This window comes from Mesorhizobium wenxiniae (assembly GCF_002284535.1).
In the GTDB taxonomy this organism is placed as follows: Bacteria; Pseudomonadota; Alphaproteobacteria; order Rhizobiales; family Rhizobiaceae; genus Mesorhizobium; species Mesorhizobium wenxiniae.
In genome coordinates, this window is sequence record NZ_NPKH01000023.1 from 386,232 (window position 1) to 406,206 (window position 19,975).

16 protein-coding genes and 1 pseudogene are annotated in these 19,975 nt (G+C 62.3%); 15 read left to right on the forward strand and 2 right to left on the reverse strand.

All coding sequences use genetic code 11. The annotated features are described in order from the left end of the window. Window positions 1–2: 2 nt before the first annotated feature. From tssC to CIT31_RS18430, 15 genes and pseudogenes are all read left to right on the forward strand, one after another. The gene (tssC, locus tag CIT31_RS18360) at window positions 3–1,508 is read left to right on the forward strand and encodes a type VI secretion system contractile sheath large subunit (RefSeq protein WP_095519758.1); all 1,506 of its coding nucleotides are present in this window, start codon (window positions 3–5) and stop codon (window positions 1,506–1,508) included. 47 nt (window positions 1,509–1,555) lie between these two features. Beyond that, entirely contained in the window at window positions 1,556–2,011 is a 456-nt protein-coding gene (locus CIT31_RS18365; protein WP_095519759.1) for an Hcp family type VI secretion system effector, read from the forward strand. Beyond that, entirely contained in the window at window positions 1,998–2,753 is a 756-nt protein-coding gene (gene tssE / locus CIT31_RS18370; protein WP_095519760.1) for a type VI secretion system baseplate subunit TssE, read from the forward strand. Before CIT31_RS18365 ends, tssE begins: the two co-directional genes overlap by 14 nt. Before the next feature lies 1 nt (window position 2,754). Next, on the forward strand, window positions 2,755–4,629 hold the full coding sequence (gene tssF, locus CIT31_RS18375; RefSeq protein WP_095519761.1) for a type VI secretion system baseplate subunit TssF: 1,875 nt from the start codon (window positions 2,755–2,757) through the stop codon (window positions 4,627–4,629). Further along, window positions 4,593–5,678: a type VI secretion system baseplate subunit TssG gene (gene tssG / locus CIT31_RS18380; RefSeq protein ID WP_095519762.1), complete on the forward strand. Its 1,086-nt coding sequence runs from the start codon at window positions 4,593–4,595 to the stop codon at window positions 5,676–5,678. Before tssF ends, tssG begins: the two co-directional genes overlap by 37 nt. After that, on the forward strand, window positions 5,675–7,156 hold the full coding sequence (tagH, locus tag CIT31_RS18385) for a type VI secretion system-associated FHA domain protein TagH (protein WP_095519937.1): 1,482 nt from the start codon (window positions 5,675–5,677) through the stop codon (window positions 7,154–7,156). Before tssG ends, tagH begins: the two co-directional genes overlap by 4 nt. A 3-nt stretch (window positions 7,157–7,159) precedes the next feature. Beyond that, window positions 7,160–7,612, forward strand: a complete 453-nt coding sequence (gene tssJ, locus CIT31_RS18390; protein ID WP_065006842.1) for a type VI secretion system lipoprotein TssJ — start codon at window positions 7,160–7,162, stop codon at window positions 7,610–7,612. A gap of 39 nt (window positions 7,613–7,651) precedes the next feature. After that, window positions 7,652–8,986 (forward strand): type VI secretion system baseplate subunit TssK, encoded by a 1,335-nt coding sequence (tssK, locus tag CIT31_RS18395; protein WP_095519938.1) that lies wholly within the window; start codon window positions 7,652–7,654, stop codon window positions 8,984–8,986. 4 nt (window positions 8,987–8,990) lie between these two features. Next, a complete protein-coding gene (icmH, locus tag CIT31_RS18400; protein WP_095519939.1) occupies window positions 8,991–10,313 on the forward strand; it encodes a type IVB secretion system protein IcmH/DotU in 1,323 nt (440 codons plus the stop codon). Between the two features lies 1 nt (window position 10,314). Next, window positions 10,315–13,851, forward strand: coding sequence for a type VI secretion system membrane subunit TssM (gene tssM, locus CIT31_RS18405; RefSeq protein WP_095519763.1), 3,537 nt, complete (start codon window positions 10,315–10,317; stop codon window positions 13,849–13,851). Next, window positions 13,833–14,390 (forward strand): type VI secretion system-associated protein TagF, encoded by a 558-nt coding sequence (gene tagF, locus CIT31_RS18410; RefSeq protein WP_245316365.1) that lies wholly within the window; start codon window positions 13,833–13,835, stop codon window positions 14,388–14,390. Before tssM ends, tagF begins: the two co-directional genes overlap by 19 nt. Continuing rightward, the gene (locus CIT31_RS18415) at window positions 14,390–15,478 is read left to right on the forward strand and encodes a DUF2169 family type VI secretion system accessory protein (RefSeq protein WP_095519764.1); all 1,089 of its coding nucleotides are present in this window, start codon (window positions 14,390–14,392) and stop codon (window positions 15,476–15,478) included. Before tagF ends, CIT31_RS18415 begins: the two co-directional genes overlap by 1 nt. 140 nt (window positions 15,479–15,618) lie before the next feature. Further along, entirely contained in the window at window positions 15,619–16,482 is an 864-nt protein-coding gene (locus CIT31_RS18420; RefSeq protein WP_133116181.1) for a 3-oxoacyl-ACP synthase, read from the forward strand. A gap of 62 nt (window positions 16,483–16,544) precedes the next feature. Then, window positions 16,545–16,880, forward strand: a pseudogene (locus CIT31_RS36080) (PAAR-like domain-containing protein); the annotation flags it as partial. A 687-nt stretch (window positions 16,881–17,567) separates the two neighbouring features. Further along, window positions 17,568–18,443 carry a hypothetical protein gene (locus tag CIT31_RS18430; protein ID WP_133116182.1) on the forward strand — a complete coding sequence of 292 codons (876 nt, stop codon included), beginning with the start codon at window positions 17,568–17,570 and terminating at the stop codon, window positions 18,441–18,443. A 31-nt stretch (window positions 18,444–18,474) separates the two neighbouring features. Here the strand turns inward: CIT31_RS18430 and CIT31_RS18435 are convergent, their stop codons facing one another. Both CIT31_RS18435 and CIT31_RS18440 read right to left on the reverse strand, forming a co-directional pair. Then, window positions 18,475–19,542: a HEAT repeat domain-containing protein gene (locus tag CIT31_RS18435; RefSeq protein ID WP_095519768.1), complete on the reverse strand. Its 1,068-nt coding sequence runs from the start codon at window positions 19,540–19,542 to the stop codon at window positions 18,475–18,477. After that, complete coding sequence (locus tag CIT31_RS18440; protein WP_095519769.1) at window positions 19,542–19,967, reverse strand: DUF6484 domain-containing protein; 426 nt, start codon at window positions 19,965–19,967, stop codon at window positions 19,542–19,544. The genes CIT31_RS18435 and CIT31_RS18440 overlap by 1 nt, the downstream gene beginning before the upstream one ends. Window positions 19,968–19,975 lie beyond the last annotated feature (8 nt).

Below are 19,975 nucleotides of genomic sequence, written 5' to 3' on the forward strand. Positions count from 1 at the left end.
TCATGGCCGAACAGCAAAAAACCGCAGCCGTCGCCGCCGAGGCGGAGGCCATCGATCTCGGAGAATTCAGCGGGCTCCTCGAGAAGGATTTCAAGGTCAAGAAGGACGACAGCGAGAAGCTGCAGCAACTCGTTCGCAATCTCGCGCTGGCGGCACAGTCCCGTTCCGATACCACCACCATCTCGTCCAACGCGATCAAGTCGATCAAGTCGCTGATCGCAGGCATCGACAAGATGCTGTCGGAACAGGTCAACGAGATCCTGCACGCTCCGGAAGTGCGCGAAATGGAAGGCACATGGCGCGGGCTCTGGTATCTCGTCAACAACACCGAAACGGATCAGAAGCTGAAGATCCGGGTGATGAACATTTCCAAGGAGCAGCTCGCCGACACGCTTGAAGACTATGAAGGCCAGATGTGGGATCAGAGCCCGATCTTCAAGAAGGTCTATACGGACGAGTATTCGATGCTGGGCGGCGAGCCGATTGGCTGTCTGATCGGCGCCTACGAATTCTCTAACCATCCGCGTGACGTCGGCTTGTTGCGCAACATCTCGGGCATTTGCGCCTCCGCGCACACGCCGTTCATCGCGGCCGCGTCGCCACGCCTGTTCCGCATGGACAGCTGGCAGGAACTGCCGAACCCGCAGGACCTGCAGATGATCGTCTCCAACCCGGCCTATGCCTCGTGGCAATCGCTGCGCGAGAGCGAGGATGCGCGTTATATCGGCTTGACCATGCCCCGTGTCCTGGCACGACTGCCGTATGGCTCGGAGACTGTTCCGGTGAAGGGTTTCACCTTCGAGGAAGAGGTCCACGGCGACCACAACAAGTATGTCTGGATGAACGCCGCCTTCCCGATGGGCGTGAACATAAACCGCAGCCACAAGCTTTATGGCTGGGGCACACAGATCCGCGGCGTCGAGAATGGCGGCACGGTCATCAACCTGCCGGTGCACAGCTTCCCCACCGATGACGGATCGGTGGCGATGAAATGTCCTACGGAAGTCGCCATCGACGACCGGCGCGAGGCAGAACTGGCCAAGCTCGGCCTGATGCCCATCCTGCACAGGAAAAATACCGATCTAGCGGCTTTCATCGGCGCGCATTCGCTGCAGGATGACGAGACACGTGCCGGCCGGCTGGTCGATCCCGACGCACAGTCGAACGAGCGGCTGAGTGCCAACCTGCCCTATCTTTTCCCGGTTTCGCGCTTTGCGCATTACCTCAAAGCCATTGCGCGCGACAAGATAGGGTCGTTCAAGGAGCGGTCGGACATGCAGATCTGGTTGACCGAGTGGATCAACCGATACGTGCTGGCCAACCCGGCCTTTGCCGACGACAAGGCGCGCGCCAAGCGCCCGCTTGCTGCGGCCGAGGTCCAGGTCGACAGCGTGGAAGGACGGCCGGGCTACTACAATGCTCGCTTCTATCTGCGTCCGCATTACCAGTTGGAGGGCATCAACGCTTCGCTCCGACTGGTGTCGGAACTCCCGTCCGTAAAGACTTGATTCGCAGCAACACACCTTGTTCTGTTTGAAAGCGGTGGAGAAAGACAATGCCAGTGAAAATTGATGGTTTTCTAAAGGTTCCGGATATCAAAGGTCCAAGCGTTCGAGACGGCCATGAAGATGAAATCGAAGTGCATGGGGTCGATTACAAGATAATCGCGCCGTACGATCCTAATTCGCTCTCACGCCGCGGTCGTGTGTCCCTGGGGATGATCAAGTTCACCAAGCACTATGACAAGTCCTCGCCCTATCTGAAAAAAGCGCTGTTCGACAACAAGGCGCTGGACGAAGTTGTGTTCTCCGCCCGCCGGACTATCGATGGAGAGACCAGCGATTACCTGGTCGTTACCCTGACCGACGCTTCCATAATGGAATACGACATGCAACAGGCCGAAGATGAAGCGGACCTGATCGAGGAGGAGGTCAGCTTCGCCTACAAGAAGATCAAGTTCGTCTATGACAAGGATGACGAAATCGAAATGGATGTCTATGTCGGCAAGTGAGGTGCGGCGGCCCGGCGCGGACAAGCAACAGGTAACCGGCAGTTCGCGAGCGAAACGCGAAGCGGTCCAGCCCTCTCTTTGGGACCGCCTCGTCAACGACCTGCCGGGCGTGACCTCCGAGATAGACGGGCTGCGCCAGACATTACAGGACGAGCTTGGCGCGGACCGGCTGGATACCCTGCTGGCGGGCAGCGCGCGGCTTATCGATACCGACGCGGAGCTGACGCCCGATCAGAAGCGGCGTCTGCAGCGCCTGGCCTTTCAGACCCAACACCGCGCGGAGATCGAAAGCCGTGGCGTGGTCGTATCCGCCCGCGTCCTCAAGGAGGCCGTGCGGCGCGACATCGAGGCCTTGTTCAACACCGAGCGTTTCGAAGCTGTTCCGCTTCTCTCCGATTTCGAAAGTGAACAGGCCGCAGACAATCCGCCATCATTGGCCGATTTTCCGGAGGTGCGCCGAAGTGTGGTCAACTACGGTGTGCCTTCCTTTTCGGGCCGTTCGTCCCGCGACTTTGATCGCGAGTCCCTGGCGCGCGAGATCCGCTCGGTCCTTGCCACGTTCGAGCCCCGTCTCAAGGAAAGCGCAACCAAGGTAACGGTGACCCTCGGCGACAAAAGTGTGGGCCTTAAGATCGAGATAGACGCCGTGCTGATCATGACGCCGACGCCGGAACGCATGCGCCTGCGCACCACGGTCAATCTCGACAACGGCCTGGCGCGGACCGAATTTAGGGAAAGCTGAGATGGATCGGGTCTTCGTAGAATATTACGAGGAGGAACTGACCCATATCCGCGGACTCGCGGCGGAATTTGCCGACATGCATCCGGCGGTGGCGCGCAATCTTTCGCTCGATACGGTCCCCTGCCCGGACCCGTATGTCGAGCGGCTGCTTGACGGCGTCGCTTTCCTCGCCGCGCGCACCCGGTTGAAAGTCGATGCCGAGCGTTCGCGGTTTTCACGCAGCGTCCTGGATGTCCTCTATCCCGATCTGGTTACGCCCGCGCCGGCAACGGCGATGGCAGTGCTGAAGCCCGGCCAGCAGGTCCAGTCGATGATTGCCGGCCATGTCGTCAAGCGAAACACGCGGCTGGTGTCCAGTCTGCAACCCGGCCTGTCGACGCGCTGCACATTCACCACCGCGCAGGAAATGACGCTGTGGCCGATAACGATCACGTCGGTCAGCTATTTCCAGGATCGCAGCGGGTTGGCAGCGGCCGGCATAACACCGATCGGCGGCGTTGGCGGCGAGGCGGCGCTGCGCATCACGCTGGGGCGGGCCGGAAAAGGCAAGCTCGACGAATTGGCGCTCGACCGGCTTGATTTCTATTTTGCCGGGCGCGCCAAAGCGCCATTGCTGTTCGACGCGATTTTCGGCGCCTGCTCGGCCGTAGGTGCACGCGCCGAGGGCAAGGCCAATCCGCTAGCGCCTTTGCCAGGGCCCGAAATGGTCGGCATCAGCGACGACGAGGCGTTGATGCCTCGTACCCGTCCGACATTCGAAGGGTATCGCCTGCTGCGCGAATATTTCATGATGCCCGAGCGCTTTCACTACGTGCGGGTTTCAGGACTGCAGTCGGTCGTGCGCAGATGCGACGCCGGGCTTGAGATCATCTTCATGTTCCGGCGTCCGGTACCCGAACTTGCCGATGTGACGCCGGCGGATTTTGAACTTTTTGCGACGCCGATCATCAACCTGTTCGAGCGTGACTGCAACGTCATCGAGCTTGATCCGCGCAGAACGCGGCAAGTGCTGCATGCCGACCGCACGCGGGCGCGGGACTTCGAAATCTATCGGGTGACCCATGTCGAGGACGCCGACGCCGAGGGCCCCGACGCCGAAATTCCGGAGCTCTTCAGCCTGGGGCAAAACCGCAGCAATGGCTGGGTTTATTCCACCGAACGGCGCCCTCGCCGGGCCACCGAAGATGAACGGCGCGACGGGTTGACCCGCACCTCATACACTGGAGACGACGTTTTCCTATCGGTTTCACGGCCGGTCGGAAGTCCGGCGAACCGGCCGCTGAAGCGTCTCGACATCATGGCGCTTTGCACCAACCGGGACCTGCCGATCCTCGACGACAACCCTACCTTGACGCTGGAGACTGGCGATCCGGTCGAAACGATCCGGCTTATCGGTGCGTTGCGCCCGCCCCAGCCGGCTATCCCGGCCGCGCTGCCGGCGGGCGCCCAAGGCGAATCCCGCGCCGACAATCTCGCCTGGCGGCTGGTCGCGCAGTTGGCGCTCAACTTTCTCAGCCTTGCCAAGGAAGGCCGCGGTGTCGATCCGCTGCATGCGCTGCTCGATCTTTATGCCGACCGGGGAGATCCGAGCCTCGCCCGCAATGTGCACTCGATTGTTCGCATCGACTCGCGGTCCGTCGTCGAACGGCTGCAGATCGATGGGCCGATGTGCTTCGGACGGGGCACGGAAGTGACGCTGCATGTGGACCAGTCGGTTTTGGCAGGGCAAAGCACATTGCTGCTTTCAGCCTTGCTTGCACGGCTGTTTGCCCGTCACGCCGGACTAAACGGCTTTGTGCGGACCCGCACGCGGCTGCTGCAGAAGCAGGAGGATGTGCCATGGCCGATGACGCCCGGCAATCGCTACCTGATCTAGACAAATTCGACTTGGACCAGGTCGAAGAGCTGGATGATACATTCGATTTTTTCGAACTGTTGCGCCGGCTCGAACGCAGGGGCGGGCTATTCGGCTATTCCGGCCCCGCGGATCGCGAGCCGGCAAGGCTCGGGCAGCATGTGCGTCTTAGCTTTTCCGCCAAGGACGTGGTTGCGTTCCGCGAAGCGAAGGACAAGACGCCGGGGAAGGTCGGGACGCCGGCCCGGGTCACGGTTGCAAATCTCGGGCTGATGGGACCGGAAGGCCCGATGCCGCTTCATTTGACACGTTGGGTGCTCGATCGTCTGTCGCAGCGCTGGTTCACCGGCGCCGACGCACGGCAGACCAGCGACACGACGTTCGTGGACTTCGTCAATATTCTCCAGCACCGCATGATCGCCCTGTACTATCGGGCCTGGGCCGACGCGCATCCGGCAGTACAGGTCGAACGGGCGGTCGGCGGCCGGGTAAGGGCCATGCTTGAAGCCATGGCGGGAATCGGACTTCCCGGCACCGACAATCCCGATCTCGACGCCGTGAAGCTTCGCCAAGCCGCGTCGCTCGCCAGCCAGGTCGACGGTCCGGAGCGGCTGACGCTGTTCCTGGCGGAAGCGTTCAAGGTCCCGGTCCAGATCAAGGAGTTCGTTGCTACCTGGATGACCATACCGGCGTCGCTCCAGACCCGACTTGCCCAAGCTTACGCAGTGCTGGGTCGCGGGGCGACGATCGGGCCGCGCGTTTTCAGCCGCCAAAGCAGGATCGAACTCCGCGTCGGCCCGCTTGGGTATAAGGAGTTCAAAACGTTCCTGCCGGGCGGTCAACGTCTGAAAATGTTCAAACAGGCCGTTCGCGACATGGTTGGGGAATCGCTCGATGTCGATCTGCGGATCGTGCTCGCGCGTGAAGCAGTGCCGCAGCCCCGTATCGGAGCGGTGCAGCTCGGCCGAACCAGCTGGCTTGCGCGGCCCGCTGAAAGGGGCGATGCTGACGATATGCGGCTGCGGACAATCGTCGGATGGCGGCCGGAAATGGCGGAGGTCGCGGCATGAGTCTGCTGCTGACGCTGGAGCACGGGCCACGGACCCAGGCGGTACGGCAGACCCGGCTGGACGAAGGTGAACTGGTGATCGGCCGTAGCGCGGACGCGGGCTGGCAGATCGACGATCCCGACATGTTCGTTTCACGCGCCCATTGCAGGATCACCGGCGGGCGGGATGGGTATTTCGTTACCGACACATCAAGCAGCGGCTTGTTCATAAACGACTCCGACAGCCCGCTCGGCGCCGGGACGTCGGTCCGTCTTCAGAACGGCATGCGGCTGAGGCTGGGCGACTACATCGTAGGCGTCGATCTGCAGACGCCGGCCGCTCAAGCACCAGCAGCCAGCCAATCGTTCCCGGAACGGTCGCCGCCGGCATCACGAGCGCCGGTAAGCATCAGCCGCGATGATTTCTTTTCAGCCACGGTCGAAGAAGAGCCGCGCCGACCGCGCCCCGCCGATCTGCCGAACCCCTTCGAGCAGCCAATTCCAGGAGCGTTCGAGCGCGCCAACCAGCGCAGTTCGCCTGCCTTCGACGACCCTTTCAGCCTCGACCCGGTAGCGACGCCCGCGCCAAGAGGCGCTGCCTTTTCCGAACCACGTGGTGCGTCAAGCCCCGCAGACCCATTTAGCCTCGATCCCACGCCTTCCGGTGCAAGCGAGCCCGTTCGGGGCCAGTCCACTCCAGGCCAGCCTGTTCCAGGAAGGTCATCCGATTTCGATGACGATTTCGGTTTCGGGCCGGCCGCCTCGCCCGATTTGAGAAACGGTGCCGGCTCGACGGGTCAACGCCAACACATCGCCAGAAGGCCGCAGTCGGCCAATCCCTGGGATTTGCCTGGCCAGGCGCCAGATATCCCTTCTCCGCCACGTGCAGGCGTTGCGCCCGCCCCCTCCCCGGCAGCGGTGCAACAGGCGAACACGGCGCTTCGCACCGCGTTCTTGCGTGGCATGGGCATTGAGGAAGCCGATTTTCCCGGACGCGACAGCGTCGCGGAAATGGAGAAATTCGGTCGCGAGTATCGGCTCATGATGGAAGGCCTGATGCAGCTGCTGCGCAAGCGAGCCGAGGAAAAGGGGAACGCTCGCGTCGCCCAGACGGTGGTGGGGGCCTCTGAAGTCAATCCGCTCAAGTTTTTGCCGACGGTCGACGACGCCATCGTGACCATAATCGCGGAGCGCAGCCCCGGATTTCTGGCCGGCGAAGCGGCAATCGCCGACGCGGTCCGCGATCTCGCGCAACATCACGTGCGCGCCTGGCGAGGCGTGCAGTCCGCGTTGCGGCGAATGATTGACCGTTTTGACCCGGCAGCGATCGAGGAAGAGCTCAAGTCGAGTTCCGCGATCGGCACCCTGCTTTCGGGCGGGCGCAGCGCCAAGCTGTGGGAGCTATACCAGAAACGCCATCGTGAAATCGCCCAGAGTGCGGAATTGAGCTTCCTCGGCGAAATCGGCGCTGATTTTCGGGATGCATACGAGGAGGAGTGAAAAATGATCGATCGCCGTGAATTTATCGTTGCCCTGGGCGCAACCGGGCTGCTGGCGGCTTGCCAGAGTGGTCCGCCAAAACCATCGGCGGTTACTGTCAATCTGACCGGCGCGGCCGGCATGAACCCGGGACCAGGTGGCGGCGACCGGCCCGTGACGGTTCTCGTGATGCGGCTGCGCAGCACCGGTAAATTCAACTCGGCCGATTATTTCGCGTTGCAGGGGGATGCCGGCTCCGCACTCGGAGGCGATCTCATTGGATCCGACCAGATCTCCATCGGACCTGGAAAAACCGCATCCAAAACCATCACGGTCGAGCCGGACGCAGCTGCGCTGGGCTTCGTTGCCCTCGTCCGCGAGCCTGGCGGCCGGAGCTGGCGTACAACCAAGTCGGTGTCGCCGGGGTCAAAAGTAACCGTCAACGTCACTCTTGGCAGCGGCGGCATTTCCGCCTAGCGGCCAAGGCAAGGGGTGCTCGATGCAGAAAGTTGCGGCATGAGCGATGCAAACAGGGTGCTGTGGTCCGAAGGCCTGTTTCTCCGGACCCAGCATTTTCAGCAGCAGGATCGCTTTTTCGAGGCGACTGTGCGCGGCGCGTTGCAGGCCGGGCAGCTCCATACGTTCGGCTTTCAGCAGCTGACGCTGGACCAGGCAATGCTCGACGCCGGCCAGGTCTCTATCCTGTCGGCCCGGGGCATCTTTCCGGATGGGACCCCCTTCTCCATCCCAGACATGATGGATGCGCCACGACCGCTGCCGGTCACCGCCGACACGGGCGCCGGACCGGTGCTGGTCGCCCTGCCGCTCGAGCCTGCCGGCGGTGTCGGCTTCGATCCGGCCCACGCCGCATCGACCGGCGCGCGCTATCAAGGGCGCATCGTTACCGTCCGCGACGCCGTCCAGGGCGGTTCAGATCCTGAAGAAATCGAAATCGCCCGTCCGCAGGCGATGCTGCTTGCACCTGGAAAATCGGTTGGTGGCTACACCGCCCTGCCCATAGCCGACATCAAAGGGGTTCGAGCCGATGGCGGCGTCTCCCTGGATGAGACGTTCCTGCCGCCGACATTGGTTACCGGAGCGGTGGCCTGGTATCGGCAGTTGCTTTTGGAAGTCGTCACCGGCCTCGACCAAATCGCCGAGGCGCATGGCAAAATGGTCATGGGCGGGCCAGGGCGCAGCGTCGAAGACCTGTTGACGCTCAATCTCGCCAATGCGGCGCGTCCGCGACTGGCCCACATGCTGGCGCAGGATGTTTTCCATCCGGCCGAGCTTTACCTGGAGCTTGCCGGTCTTGCTGGTTCAATGGCGACCTATGGCTCGAGCGCGCGGCGGCTGAGCGAGTTGCCCGCCTACGATCACATGGCGCCCGGCCCCGCCTATTCGGCGCTGGCGGACGCCTTGCGCTCACTCATCCTGAGCCTGCGTTACATCGAGCCTAAATCACGCGCGCTACCTGTCATGCGGCATTCGACCAACGTCTGGAAAATCCGCATTGACAACCCGAAGCTGCTGGTGGCCAGCCGGATCGTCATCCGGGTCGGTTCCGAGCTGTCGGAAGACGCCTTGCGCAAGATTTTCGTCAACCAGGCGACTGTCGGTTCTGCCGATCAGTTCGAGGGCCTGTGGAAATCCCGCCTACCCGGTATTCCACTGAAACCGCTTCATTCCCAGCCCCGCGAAATCCCCTACGATGGCGATCGGTTGTGCCTTGAGCTGGATCAGAAAAGCGAGCACTGGGCCTCGCTGCTCGATGCCCCCGGCTTTGTCATTGGCGTGTCCGGTGTACTGCCGAGCGAGCCGCAGGTGGACTGCTATTCGGTAAACAGGTGAGATGATGAGCCGGGATGATCCTTTCGGACTGTCGGAGGATCGCGAACGCACTCGCATACGACTGACCGGCGCGCCGATGCCGCGTCCGATGACGCCACTCCTGTCGGGTGTGCCAATCAAACGGTCGCGTACGCATCCGAACACGCTTGTCAACGCATTCGCGCCCCTGCTCGAGTTCGCGCCCGAGCTTGAAAGCGCGCTGCCGCCGGAAAACCCGGAAGCGTTGCGCACCCGGTTGCTCGATGAGCTGGTTCGGGCACGCGACGCGGCAATGGCGGCAGGGTCCTCTCTGGAGCGCGCCGACCAGGCAGCCTGGGTGGTGGCGGCGTTGCTTGACGATCTGGCCTTGAACACGCCATGGGGTGGTGCCAGCTCATGGCCGCGCCAGCCGCTTGTGGTGATGCTGCGCGGCGATGTCGATGCCGGCACGCAGTTCTTCACGCGTCTCGATGAACTGGAGCGCCATCCGAACCGGGATCGCGAGCTGCTCGAACTGCAATATCATTGCCTCGCGCTCGGCTTCCGCGGCAAGTATCGTGTGCCAGGCCGGTCGGGCGACCGCTCGCTCAATGCCGTTCGCGTTGCTGCGGCGCGCTTTTTGCGCGATGCGGATGCCGACGGCGCGCCGCTGTCGCCAAACTGTAAAGGCGTGATCGCATCCGACGAGCCGCAGCGCTTCATCGTTCCGATATGGGTGATGGGGCTCGGTGCGGCGGTTATCGCCACTGCAATCTATCTCGGGCTGTCGATGGGACTGAGCAGTCAGGCGGTCGAGCTTTCCACGCTCGTTCGTGCTTTGCCGCCACCCACGCGCGGCGAAATCAGCCGCACATCGCCACCGGTCGACGCGCCGCCGCCAGAGGCGGTGGATTTCGCGCTGGTGCCGGAGTTTCAGGCCGGAGCGCCGGCGAATCTCAGAGCCGCGCTAAGCGGCACCGAGAGCGTTTCGCTGGCCAGGCTGATCATTCAGGCCTCCAACCCCGAACTGTTCCAGTCGTCGCGGCCAACACTGACGGAAGGCTTCGAACCGCTGATCGGTTCAATCGCCAAAGTGATCCTCGCCAATCAGGAACTGATCGGAAATATCACCGTGGTCGGCCATACCGACAGTGTTCCTTTGCAACGGTCCAATCCGCTTTCCACCAACCAGCGGCTGTCAGAAGCGCGCGCAGCGACGATTGCCGACATGCTGGTCCAGAACGGTGTGCCGCAGGACCGCATTCGCTTCGAAGGACGTGCAGCTACCGATCCAGTGGCCGACGACAGCACGCGCGCGGGACGGGCCTTGAACCGCCGCGTCGAGGTGCTGGTCGAAAAGAGGCTGTGAGATGTTCATCCTGCGCTTCCTATGGGCGGTTCTGACATCGCGCTGGCTGTGGACGCTGATCGGCATCACGCTGCTTTCTCTTGTTATCTGGGTGTTCGGCCCGATCGTCAGGGTCGGTGCTTACGAACCCTTCGCCTCGGAAAACGTGCGCATCGTCATCATTGCACTGCTGGTCATCTTCTGGCTGATCTGGCTGATCGTCGCGCAGCGCCGGGCGATCCGAGCCAACCGCATGTTCGTCGCCGAAATCGCAGCGCCAGCGGTGGAAAAACCGCTGAGCCCAGGCGAAGAGAACGTCGCAGCCGTCGGCGCCAAGTTCGCCGAGGTGATGGCCGAACTGAAGCGCCGCAAGCTGGGCGGACGCAAGTTCCTGCGCGAGATGCCCTGGTACGTGATCGTTGGGCCGCCGGCCACCGGCAAGACCACGGCGTTGCGCCAGTCCGGCCTGAACTTTCCGATCGATCTCACCGACGACCTGCAGGGGGTCGGCGGCACGCGCAACTGCGACTGGTTTTTCTCGGAGAACGCGGTTCTGATCGACACGGCGGGCCGCTATGTGCAGCAGGAGAGTCAGCCCGACGTCGATGCGGCGGAATGGCTGGGCTTCCTCGACCTGCTGAAAAAGCACCGCGGCCGCCGGGCGCTGAACGGCGTTATCGTCGCGCTGTCGATCGACGCGCTTTCGGAGGGCGACGAAGCCATCAAGGCTCACGGCCGCAAGATCCGTCGGCGCCTGGCAGAGCTCAACGACCGGCTCGAAATCCGTCTTCCGGTCTATCTGATGCTGACGAAGGCCGATCTGATCAAGGGTTTCGAGGCTTTCTTCGGCGGCCTGTCGACGGCCTCGCGCGAGCAGGTGTGGGGGACGACCTTCGCGCTCGATGCGCGTGTCGACGCAAAGACCATAGAGCGGGAAATCGCCACCCTTGCGACGGAACTCGAGCGGCGGCTGGTGCCACGCTTGGAGGACGAGGACAAACTCGCCGCCCGCGCCGAGATTTTCAGATTTCCCGCCCAGCTCACGAGCCTGTCCGAGCCGATCCAGGTGCTGATCGAGGCGATGTTTGGCGAAAGCCGGTACGAAGAAGCCGCCTGGCTGCGCGGCCTCTATCTGACGTCAGCGACCCAGGAAGGGGCGCCCATTGACCGACTGACTGCGGCGCTGTCATCATCCTTCGGTCTTCCGCCCCGACGGGCCATGCCAGCGCCGCGCGTGGAAAAACGCAGCTTTTTCCTGAAGAATCTGCTGACCGAGGTCATCTTCAGGGAAGCCGGCCTGGGGACGTTCGATCCGCTCGCGCAGCGCCGCCGCGCCTGGATCTGGCGTGGCGCCGCGGCAGCCTGTGCCGCCGCCGCCCTGTTGGCTGGTGCGATGTTCACCTGGTCCTACTTTGACAACCGGAATGCCATCACAGCACAGGCGAGCCAGTTCGAAGCGCTGCAGGCGCCACTGACCGCCGCAGCCGCGGCCCCGGCATCAGTGGAGCAGCCCGCCATCGACAGCGCTCTCAATGCCATGGCCGAGGTCGTAAATGCCCGTACGGCACCGCCGAGCAGTGCGCAGGATCTGCTGGGGCCATCGGCATCGGCGGAGCTGCTGCGGGCGCAGGCCGATACTTACGACCACGCTCTGCGCAACGTTCTCGAGCCGCATATGGTCGCTCTGCTCGAGGCGACCATGTGGCGGCAGATCCGCGATCCGGATTTCATGCTGGGGGCGCTGAAGACCTATCGCATGATGACGGGCCTGTCGCAGATGGACGCCGATTTCGTCCAGAACTGGTGGGTCAACGACTTGCCGGAATTCGCGCCGGCGGCGCCCTTTCCGACCGCCGACGCGGAGGAGCACCAGCTTGCCGCGATCCGCCGCATGGCGGTCGACGACAGCTACACCGCCCCGGATCAGGCGCTGGTTGCCGAGGCGCTGAAAACCGTCTGCACGATCTCGTTGCCGGCACGTGCCTACAGGCAGTTGCTGGCCGACCCTGCGGTGGCCGGACTTAAGGAATGGATCCCCGCGAATTTCGCCGGTCCCAACGGCGCCAAGGTTTTTGCACGGCGTTCCGACAAGACGCTGCGCGTCGGCATTTCGGGCGCGTTCACCTATTCCGGCTTCCACGATGCCATTCTCGACCGGGTCGAGGACGTCGCCGCGCAGGCGGCGCTGGACCGGGCGGTCTTCGCCGGAGGCTGCTCAGAGAATGCCGAAACATCTGTATCGGCGCTGTCGGAGGATATTCTGAAGCTCTACTACGAAGACTACATCGCACAATGGGACAGCTTCCTGCGCGATATTAGGCTCGCGCCATTGGCCGACCTGAATGTCGCCAGCGAGAACCTCAAGGATCTTTCGAGCGCTGATTCCGCTCTGAAGCGCCTGCTTACCGCGGTCGTTCAGGAGACCGAGCTTACCCGGTCCGATGAAGCACCCGCCGATAACAAGGCAGCGGCCAAGGGCGGCTCGAAACTGCTCAGCAAACTTGGCAAGCTCGGCAAGCTGGCCAAAACAGGGGCAAAACTGCTGCCACGCGCAGGATCCGCCAACGAGGTGGATCTCACCGGCAGTCTAGTGGCCGAACACTTCAAGCCGCTCAAGGGTGCGATCGCCGAAGTTGACGGCCAGCCGCCGGCACTCGACGCGGCGGTGGTGGCGCTGACGGCGCTTTCGAACGTGCTGCAGACGGTGACGGCCAATCCCGACCCTCAGGACGCCATCAAGAAACAGGGCGGCCTCGCCGAGCTGACGGGAGCAGTGGCCAGGCAGGCGCAGATCCTGCCCGATCCAATCGACGACTGGCTCGGCGGCATCGCCGGGGACACCAGCGGCCTGACGCAGAAAGCGGTCACCTCGGAGCTCAACGCCATCTGGCGCGCCGACATCCTGCCGTTCTGCCAGGCGGCGCTGAACGACCGCTATCCGTTCAGTCCCGAGAGTGCGGTCGACGTCAATGTCCGCGATTTCGCCCGCCTGTTCGGGCCGGCCGGGATGATCGACGCCTTCATCAACGACCACCTGATCAGCTATGTCGACACCGCCAGTCAGCCGTGGAAATGGCGCGCCGACTTCGGCCTGGACCCGGCGGCTCTGGCGGCATTCGAACAGGCCAGGCGGATCCGCGACGATCTGTTTCCAGGCGGCACCGGCCCGGTGATGAGCTTCACGCTCGAACCCAAGGATCTGTCTCCCAACGTCACGCGCGTGACGCTCAATCTCGACGGCCAGAACCTCGTCTACTACAACAACGCAACGCGGCCTCAACCGATGACCTGGCCCGGCAAGGACGGCACCGGGGTGATCTCGCTCGCCTTCCAGCCGATCGACGGCTCGCCCGAAATCATGCTGAACGAAACAGGCAGTTGGGCGTGGCTGAGGATGCTGCGCAGCGGCCGTCTCACCGGCACGTCACTGTCCGATGTCTACAGCCTGCGATTGGGGACGCAAGGCATGTACGCGGATTTCGAGCTCAAGGCCGCAAGCGTCGAGAATCCCTATAATTTGCAGATGTTCAAGAAGTTCTCATGTCCGCCGCAGATATGATCCTGCCCGGGTTTTACGGCAAAATGCCTGCCACCGGTGATTTCGTCACGCGGCGGCTGCCGGGGGATTTTGTGCGCATCTGGGACCGCTGGCTGGCGCAGCACCTCGTGCCGCTGATCGGTCTGGGATCTTGGCCGCCGACCACCGCGCTACGATTCCTGGCCGGCCCGGCTTCCTTCGGCGCCTCGGCAGGCATTATTCTGCAAAGCGCCGACAGAGTTGGCAGGCAATTCCCTTTGACCGTTATCGCGCAGCTTTCTGAGGCTTCCGTTCAGCTGGCTCGCGCCGATGCGTGGTTTTCCGGGATCGAAGAAGCGGCCGTCGCCGCCCAGCAAGGCGAGCTGACGCCTGACGAATTGGATACCGCTTTAAGCGCACTGCCGGTACCGCCTGTCGAGCCGGGCGAAGAGGTCATCAGCGATATGGTGATGTGGACCGTGCACTCCGACATTTTCGATATTGATCCGCAATCGCCTGAAGAGACGTTGGAGCAAATCTTCCGCCAACTGGGAGACCAGCTGATGGAGGGGCAAGTCTGATGTTCGTCAGCCAGAACACCACGCCGTTTCTCGCCGAGGCTTTTCCCTACCAGGACAAGCATTGCGTGAAGTTTTGTGTTGCCGTGATCCGGGCGACATATAACGTCGATGAACAAGGCAACTGCACGCCCGCCAAGGAGCAGTCGCCTTTCGTCTATGCCGACACCCACTATGGCGATCCGGAAGTCACCTCCATTCGCGTCGAGACCGACTTTGCCCCCGTCAAGCCGAAATGCGAGGTTCTGCTCGACGCCATGGCGGTGGCCCCACAAGGAAGGCAGGCGGAAGCGATCGAAGTGCGCCTGGTTGGGCCAGGACTGGACAAGCGCGCGGTGGTCACCGGCCAAAGGCGCTGGTTCAGAGGTGGGTTAGGCATCCAGGCTTCGCGCCCGACGCCGTTTGCCTCCATGCCGCTGGCATGGCATCTCGCATTTGGCGGTACCGATCGCACAGATGCCGATCCCGCCAAGCACCGCGGCGATGCGATTAACCCGATCGGCAGAGGCTATCTTGCCGGCCAAGGCAATGTTGACGGCACTCCTCTGCCCTGCGTCGAACATCCGCAATCGCGCATGGCGATCTGGAACGACAGGCCCAAGCCGATCGGCTTTGGTCCTGTGCCACGCTTCGCCAAGGAGCGGGCGAGATATGCCGGCACATATGACAAGCATTGGATGGACAACGTGCTCCCCTTCTTGCCGCAGGACTTCGATGACCGCTACTTCCAGGCTGCTCCCCAGGACCAATGGTTCGACAGATTGGGCGAGGGCATGGTCTTCGGCTGCATCGGCATGAGCGAGAGAGGTCGGTTCGGGGTAAAACTGCCGAGACTGTCAGTGCCGGTGCGCTTCGTGTTCGACGACCATTTGGAACGAAAGACGATGGTGCCTGATACGCTCATCATCGTTCCGCACGAGAGCAGAATCGTGCTGGTGGGCCGGGTAGGCACGAAGCTGCCGCGCAAGTTCGTGAGACTTGAGGAGATTCAAGTCGGCAACGACCTCATCCCCCGCGACGGCGAGAAACCGCACTATGCGGGGCTGGGAGTCGCAGTTGCCGCTCTGAAGGAGATAAGGCGCCTAAAATGACGGTCATTTCCTGCCTTAGCCTCGTGTCGCCGGTCGGCTATTCGGCGGGGAGTACGGCGGCCGCGATGCGGGCAAACATAGCGGCGTTCGCCGAACTTTCCTATCGCGACGCCGACGGCGAGCCAATACGTGGCGCGCCAGTGGATGCGCTGCCGGCGACGATGCGCGGCCGCGATCGCGTTGCTGCCCTGACGCGTCTGGCCGCCGATCAGGTCGACCCAAAACAGGCGGACCGGCTGCCCTGGGGCGAGATGCCGATCATCTTGTGCACGCGTGAACCGCAGGTTCCAGGCGCGCGCCTCAACGGCATTGTGGGCGGGCTGGCGCTGCCCAATGGCGCATCTCTTGTCGGACCGCATTCCGTGCATGTGACGGAAGGGGCCGTGTCCACCTTCGTCGGCATCTGGCACGCGCGCAAGCTGCTCGCCGAACGCAAAGTTCCCGCCTGTATCATCCTGGCCGTGGATACGCTCATCGATTCGCGCACCCTCGGCTGGCTCGACAAGGCGGGCCGTCTCAAAACGAGCATCGTCACGGATGGCCTCATTCCTGGCGAGGCGGCGAGCATCTCCGTCGTCAGCGCTCGTCCGCTGCTCGAATCACATGTGACAGTGCATGGCCTCGGCTTGGCGCGCGAGACCGCGACAGTGCTCAACGAGCAGCCGTTCCGCGCGGACGGCCTAGCCTCTGCGCTGCGGACGGCCCTGGCGGAAGCCAGGGTGGAGATTCACGATGTTGCCTTCCGCCTGTCCGACGTCGCCGGCGAATCTTACGCTTTCGAGGAATTGGTGGTGGCGCAAATGCGGGTGATGCGCACAGTCAGGCCGCAACAACTGGTCTGGCTGGCGGCGGGCTGCATCGGCGACTGCGGAGCGGTCGCGGGTTCCATCCAGTTCGCATGGGCCGAGCAAGCCTTCCGGCGCGGCTATGCACCCGGGCCTTCCGCGGTGCTTTACGGCAGTTCGACGTTTGGTAACCGCGCAGCGGCGATCGTTTCCGCATAGGGTCGAGAGAGATGACCAAGAACGTCTTCGCGGAAAAATGGGAGATTGCCGGAAAGAACGGCATGAACAAGTCGATCGCGCGGTTTCCGGATGTCTGCCTGTCGCCGCCATCCCCACCGGCCGGGCCCATCCCAATTCCCTACCCGGACACGTCGTTCTCCAACAATCTCAAGGAAGGCTCCGAGACCGTGCTGATCGGCGGCAAGCCCGCCGCGCTGGCGCAGAAATCCTACTACAAGGAGCCGATGCTCGGAAACGAGGCCGCAACCCGCACGTTCGGATCGTCGGTCGTGACCCACCAGATCACCGGCAAAACCTACTTTCAGGCCTGGTGCATGTCGGTGAAGTTCGAAGGCAAGAACGTCTGCCGGCATTTTGACATCACGACGAGCAACCATGCGTCCTATGTTGGCGCGACGCCGCCGGCGCCGCCGCTCGAGTCGCTGAACGCAAAGGCTGCCAAGGCGGCCGCGAAGGCCGGGAACTGCCCGTGCTGCGGTGGCCCGCTGCACGAATGGCAGAAGGATCCTTCCACCGGCAAGGCCTATCCCGTGGTTAAGGAAAAGACGTTCTGGACAAACAAGATCAAGAAAATGAGAACTGGGAACGCCAAGCAGATTGCGAATAAGGCTCTTTACGAAGCCTCGCTAAAGAGGATGTTGCAACTTAAAGCAAAGCATCGCCGACTGCGGAAAGCCGGCAAACCGGCTTGTCCCAATGTCCACAATAATGACAATCAGGGTTGTGCGATGTACTTCGACATCCCAAAAGGTGCGACAACCTCGGCGGCCGATACACCGGCGCAGAATGCCAAGGCCGCCTTTGAAGCGACCGGAGTGAAGGATGGCTGCATTCTTGCCTGGGAAACGGGGAAAGGCTCACCCATTAGAAGAGGGCCGAATGCTGTCGCCGGGAAGAAGTCCTACCATTCCTTGAATCACTTAACACCTCACATGGCCGGCGGATGCAACGAGCCATCAAACGTATGTCCACAGGATGTGATGGATACGGGTGAATGCCAGGAGATTGAGGACGCACAGACTATTCTTGAGAACGTTAACGATTGCATTCCATAAGGCTTTACAATGTCGAAATACATTCCAGTTCCAGAATCCACTCTCAAGATTCTTTCGATAGGATTCCATGTTCCTGGAGTCGATTTGCGTTCTTATAATCCATCCCGGTTGCTTGGAAGCGATGAAATCTGGGAACAGATAGCAGGCCTCTTCCTGGCCTGCGAGTTGGGTGACTCTTCCGCGTTGCGCCGCATTCCCGCAATCATGAAGGGCAGCGATGCCTATCTCGTCTGGCGAGCGGTCACCAATTTGGCTGGCTTGGCCAGCACCCTTGGCTTTGTGAAGGACGTCTTCAAGCCGTTCGAGAAGGACGGCTCCGGATCGGAGTACTTCATGGCAACGGCGTTGGGCCTGACGCTAGACCCTGACGCGATCCGGATGCTGCTGACCCTACACAATGACGCATCGGACGAAGAGACCCGCTATCAGATCGAGAGAGAGCTGTCGTATCTGCTCGAGGACACCAACGGACCCATAAGCAGGGGCGCCGACGAGTCCATCGAATCCGAGGATGAAGATACCGTTCACGTCATCAATCGGGAGGAGTATTTTCGCAAGGTAGGGGACGCGTTGTCGCTGATGCTGGGCCAGCTTCCGGGTCCCAATACCCCCATCCTCGGTGGCAAGGTTTTCGACGTGGCCAAGCTCGCAAGGCAGCTGCTTGAACGGGTGGGCGGCGCAGCGCCGGAAATAGGCCGCGTCCACCGGCACCGTCTCATCTTTGAGGCCGCCACCGGCGTGAACTGTGCCGCCTTCTTTGACAGCCCGGTCAAACTCAATTCGCTTCAGGCGACGGCAATACTGGAGACATTCCTCGAGAGCGACGACGTTAGAAAGTTCGTACCTCGGCAGAGGTATTTCTTCGGCCATCCCATCGGCGACTGACCCGACTGAAAACGAGAGCCGTGTTATCCTTTCAGTCGCGTAGGGCGCCAGCCACCATGCCCCATTCAGCAACTTTGTCGGCAAGCGGCACCCGCACGATGCTGTCCCTGAAGTAGTCGATGAAGTCCGGGCCAACCTCTTCCATGTCGGCGGAAGACAGCTCATCCCAGGGAGCTTCTGGAAACAATTCCGCAAATGATGCGCCCGCTGCGATCGATACCGGCGGCTCGCGCATCCTCTCAACAAGCCAGGCAAGCCGGCCGCGATCGCCCAACATGCCGATGCTGCGAACCGCGATTGAGGCGGTCTGGGGCGATTGCATTAATCCGCCGAGCCATGCCCGAACTTCCGTTTCAGGCCCGCCCTTGATCGCGGCGCGGAGCGCTATCAGCCTGTCCTTCCCCGGCGTTTCAACCGCTGCTCTCAATGCGTTTTGCGCCAACCGGGCATGACCCAGTTCAACCAGCGACCATGCCGACCAGAATCGCGCATCTTCGTCGGAATCGTTGAGCGCAGCGTTCGCCTCGCCGGCAAGATCGGTTCGTTTGAGAACGCCCACCAGCCGTAAGCCCGCCGCACGAACGCGGGGATCGGGATCGCGGGCTAGCCGCGGCAGCAGGTTCTTTGGATTGACCGAATGCACCAGACATGCCGAAACGCCGAGAAAGCGTTTGAAAGCGTCGGCATCGGTGATCCAGTCCCTCACATGCGGTCCGATTCGGTCGGCCGCATGCCACCGCAGCGCGCCGATGAACCCGTCCGGGCTCGGTGTCAGCTCACGGGCATGCCCCACCGCTTCTGAAAGCCTGACTGGATCGTTGAACTCGATCGCGGTCCAGGCAAAGGCAAACAGTTCCCCACTGTCAGGATAGTCTTGCAGTTGCTGGAGCAGGCTCGGCCACGCGGCCTGGCCTGCGATGCGCAGTCCGTCCAAGTTTGCTTCGATACGGTCGTCGATATCCTTAGCCGCCACCGCCGCGGGCGGCTCTTGCGCAAGAAGGCTCTCGCGCTGCACCCAAAGAAAGGCTACCAGTTCCGCGTGCTGCCTGACCACAAGGCTAGCGATGCGCGGGCGACGGAAGCTTTCGACGGGCGACATCAGTTCAAATTGATCGAGCCGCCACGGATATAATTCGGCCCGCTGGAGTGGCTGACCAAGTATGTACCGCGGATGACGATCTGGCCATCACTATCCAACACGATGGATGCCTTGCCGCAACGCAGTTCGAGCCGGTCATTGGCGCGGATGCGTACACGCTTGCCGTCGCGGATAACCTCGACGCCGGGCCTGCGCGCCGGCTCGACGATGCGACCGACGATCAGCGGCTTGCGCGGATCGCCCTCCTGGAAAAGCAACGCCACCTCCTTGCCGACCATATCGGAAGACAATTCGCTGAGGCTGCGCGCAGGCTGCGCCGTTTCCTCGGGATTGCCGGCAAAGACCACGAGGGGTACGCCTTCTTCGCCGAACCCCATGAAAACTCCGATCACAACGCCATCGATCGTGCTCTTGACTCTGCCCATCACGTTCC

What these genes read in the sequence shown, in the direction of transcription:
- tssC (WP_095519758.1), top strand. Translation starts at nt 3, where the DNA reads ATGGCCGAACAGCAAAAAACCGCAGCCGTCGCCGCCGAGGCGGAGGCC.
- CIT31_RS18365 (WP_095519759.1), top strand. Translation starts at nt 1,556, where the DNA reads ATGCCAGTGAAAATTGATGGTTTTCTAAAGGTTCCGGATATCAAAGGT.
- tssE (WP_095519760.1), top strand. Translation starts at nt 1,998, where the DNA reads ATGTCGGCAAGTGAGGTGCGGCGGCCCGGCGCGGACAAGCAACAGGTA.
- tssF (WP_095519761.1), top strand. Translation starts at nt 2,755, where the DNA reads ATGGATCGGGTCTTCGTAGAATATTACGAGGAGGAACTGACCCATATC.
- tssG (WP_095519762.1), top strand. Translation starts at nt 4,593, where the DNA reads ATGGCCGATGACGCCCGGCAATCGCTACCTGATCTAGACAAATTCGAC.
- tagH (WP_095519937.1), top strand. Translation starts at nt 5,675, where the DNA reads ATGAGTCTGCTGCTGACGCTGGAGCACGGGCCACGGACCCAGGCGGTA.
- tssJ (WP_065006842.1), top strand. Translation starts at nt 7,160, where the DNA reads ATGATCGATCGCCGTGAATTTATCGTTGCCCTGGGCGCAACCGGGCTG.
- tssK (WP_095519938.1), top strand. Translation starts at nt 7,652, where the DNA reads ATGAGCGATGCAAACAGGGTGCTGTGGTCCGAAGGCCTGTTTCTCCGG.
- icmH (WP_095519939.1), top strand. Translation starts at nt 8,991, where the DNA reads ATGAGCCGGGATGATCCTTTCGGACTGTCGGAGGATCGCGAACGCACT.
- tssM (WP_095519763.1), top strand. Translation starts at nt 10,315, where the DNA reads ATGTTCATCCTGCGCTTCCTATGGGCGGTTCTGACATCGCGCTGGCTG.
- tagF (WP_245316365.1), top strand. Translation starts at nt 13,833, where the DNA reads ATGTCCGCCGCAGATATGATCCTGCCCGGGTTTTACGGCAAAATGCCT.
- CIT31_RS18415 (WP_095519764.1), top strand. Translation starts at nt 14,390, where the DNA reads ATGTTCGTCAGCCAGAACACCACGCCGTTTCTCGCCGAGGCTTTTCCC.
- CIT31_RS18430 (WP_133116182.1), top strand. Translation starts at nt 17,568, where the DNA reads ATGTCGAAATACATTCCAGTTCCAGAATCCACTCTCAAGATTCTTTCG.
- CIT31_RS18435 (WP_095519768.1), bottom strand. Translation starts at nt 19,542, where the DNA reads ATGTCGCCCGTCGAAAGCTTCCGTCGCCCGCGCATCGCTAGCCTTGTG.
- CIT31_RS18440 (WP_095519769.1), bottom strand. Translation starts at nt 19,967, where the DNA reads ATGGGCAGAGTCAAGAGCACGATCGATGGCGTTGTGATCGGAGTTTTC.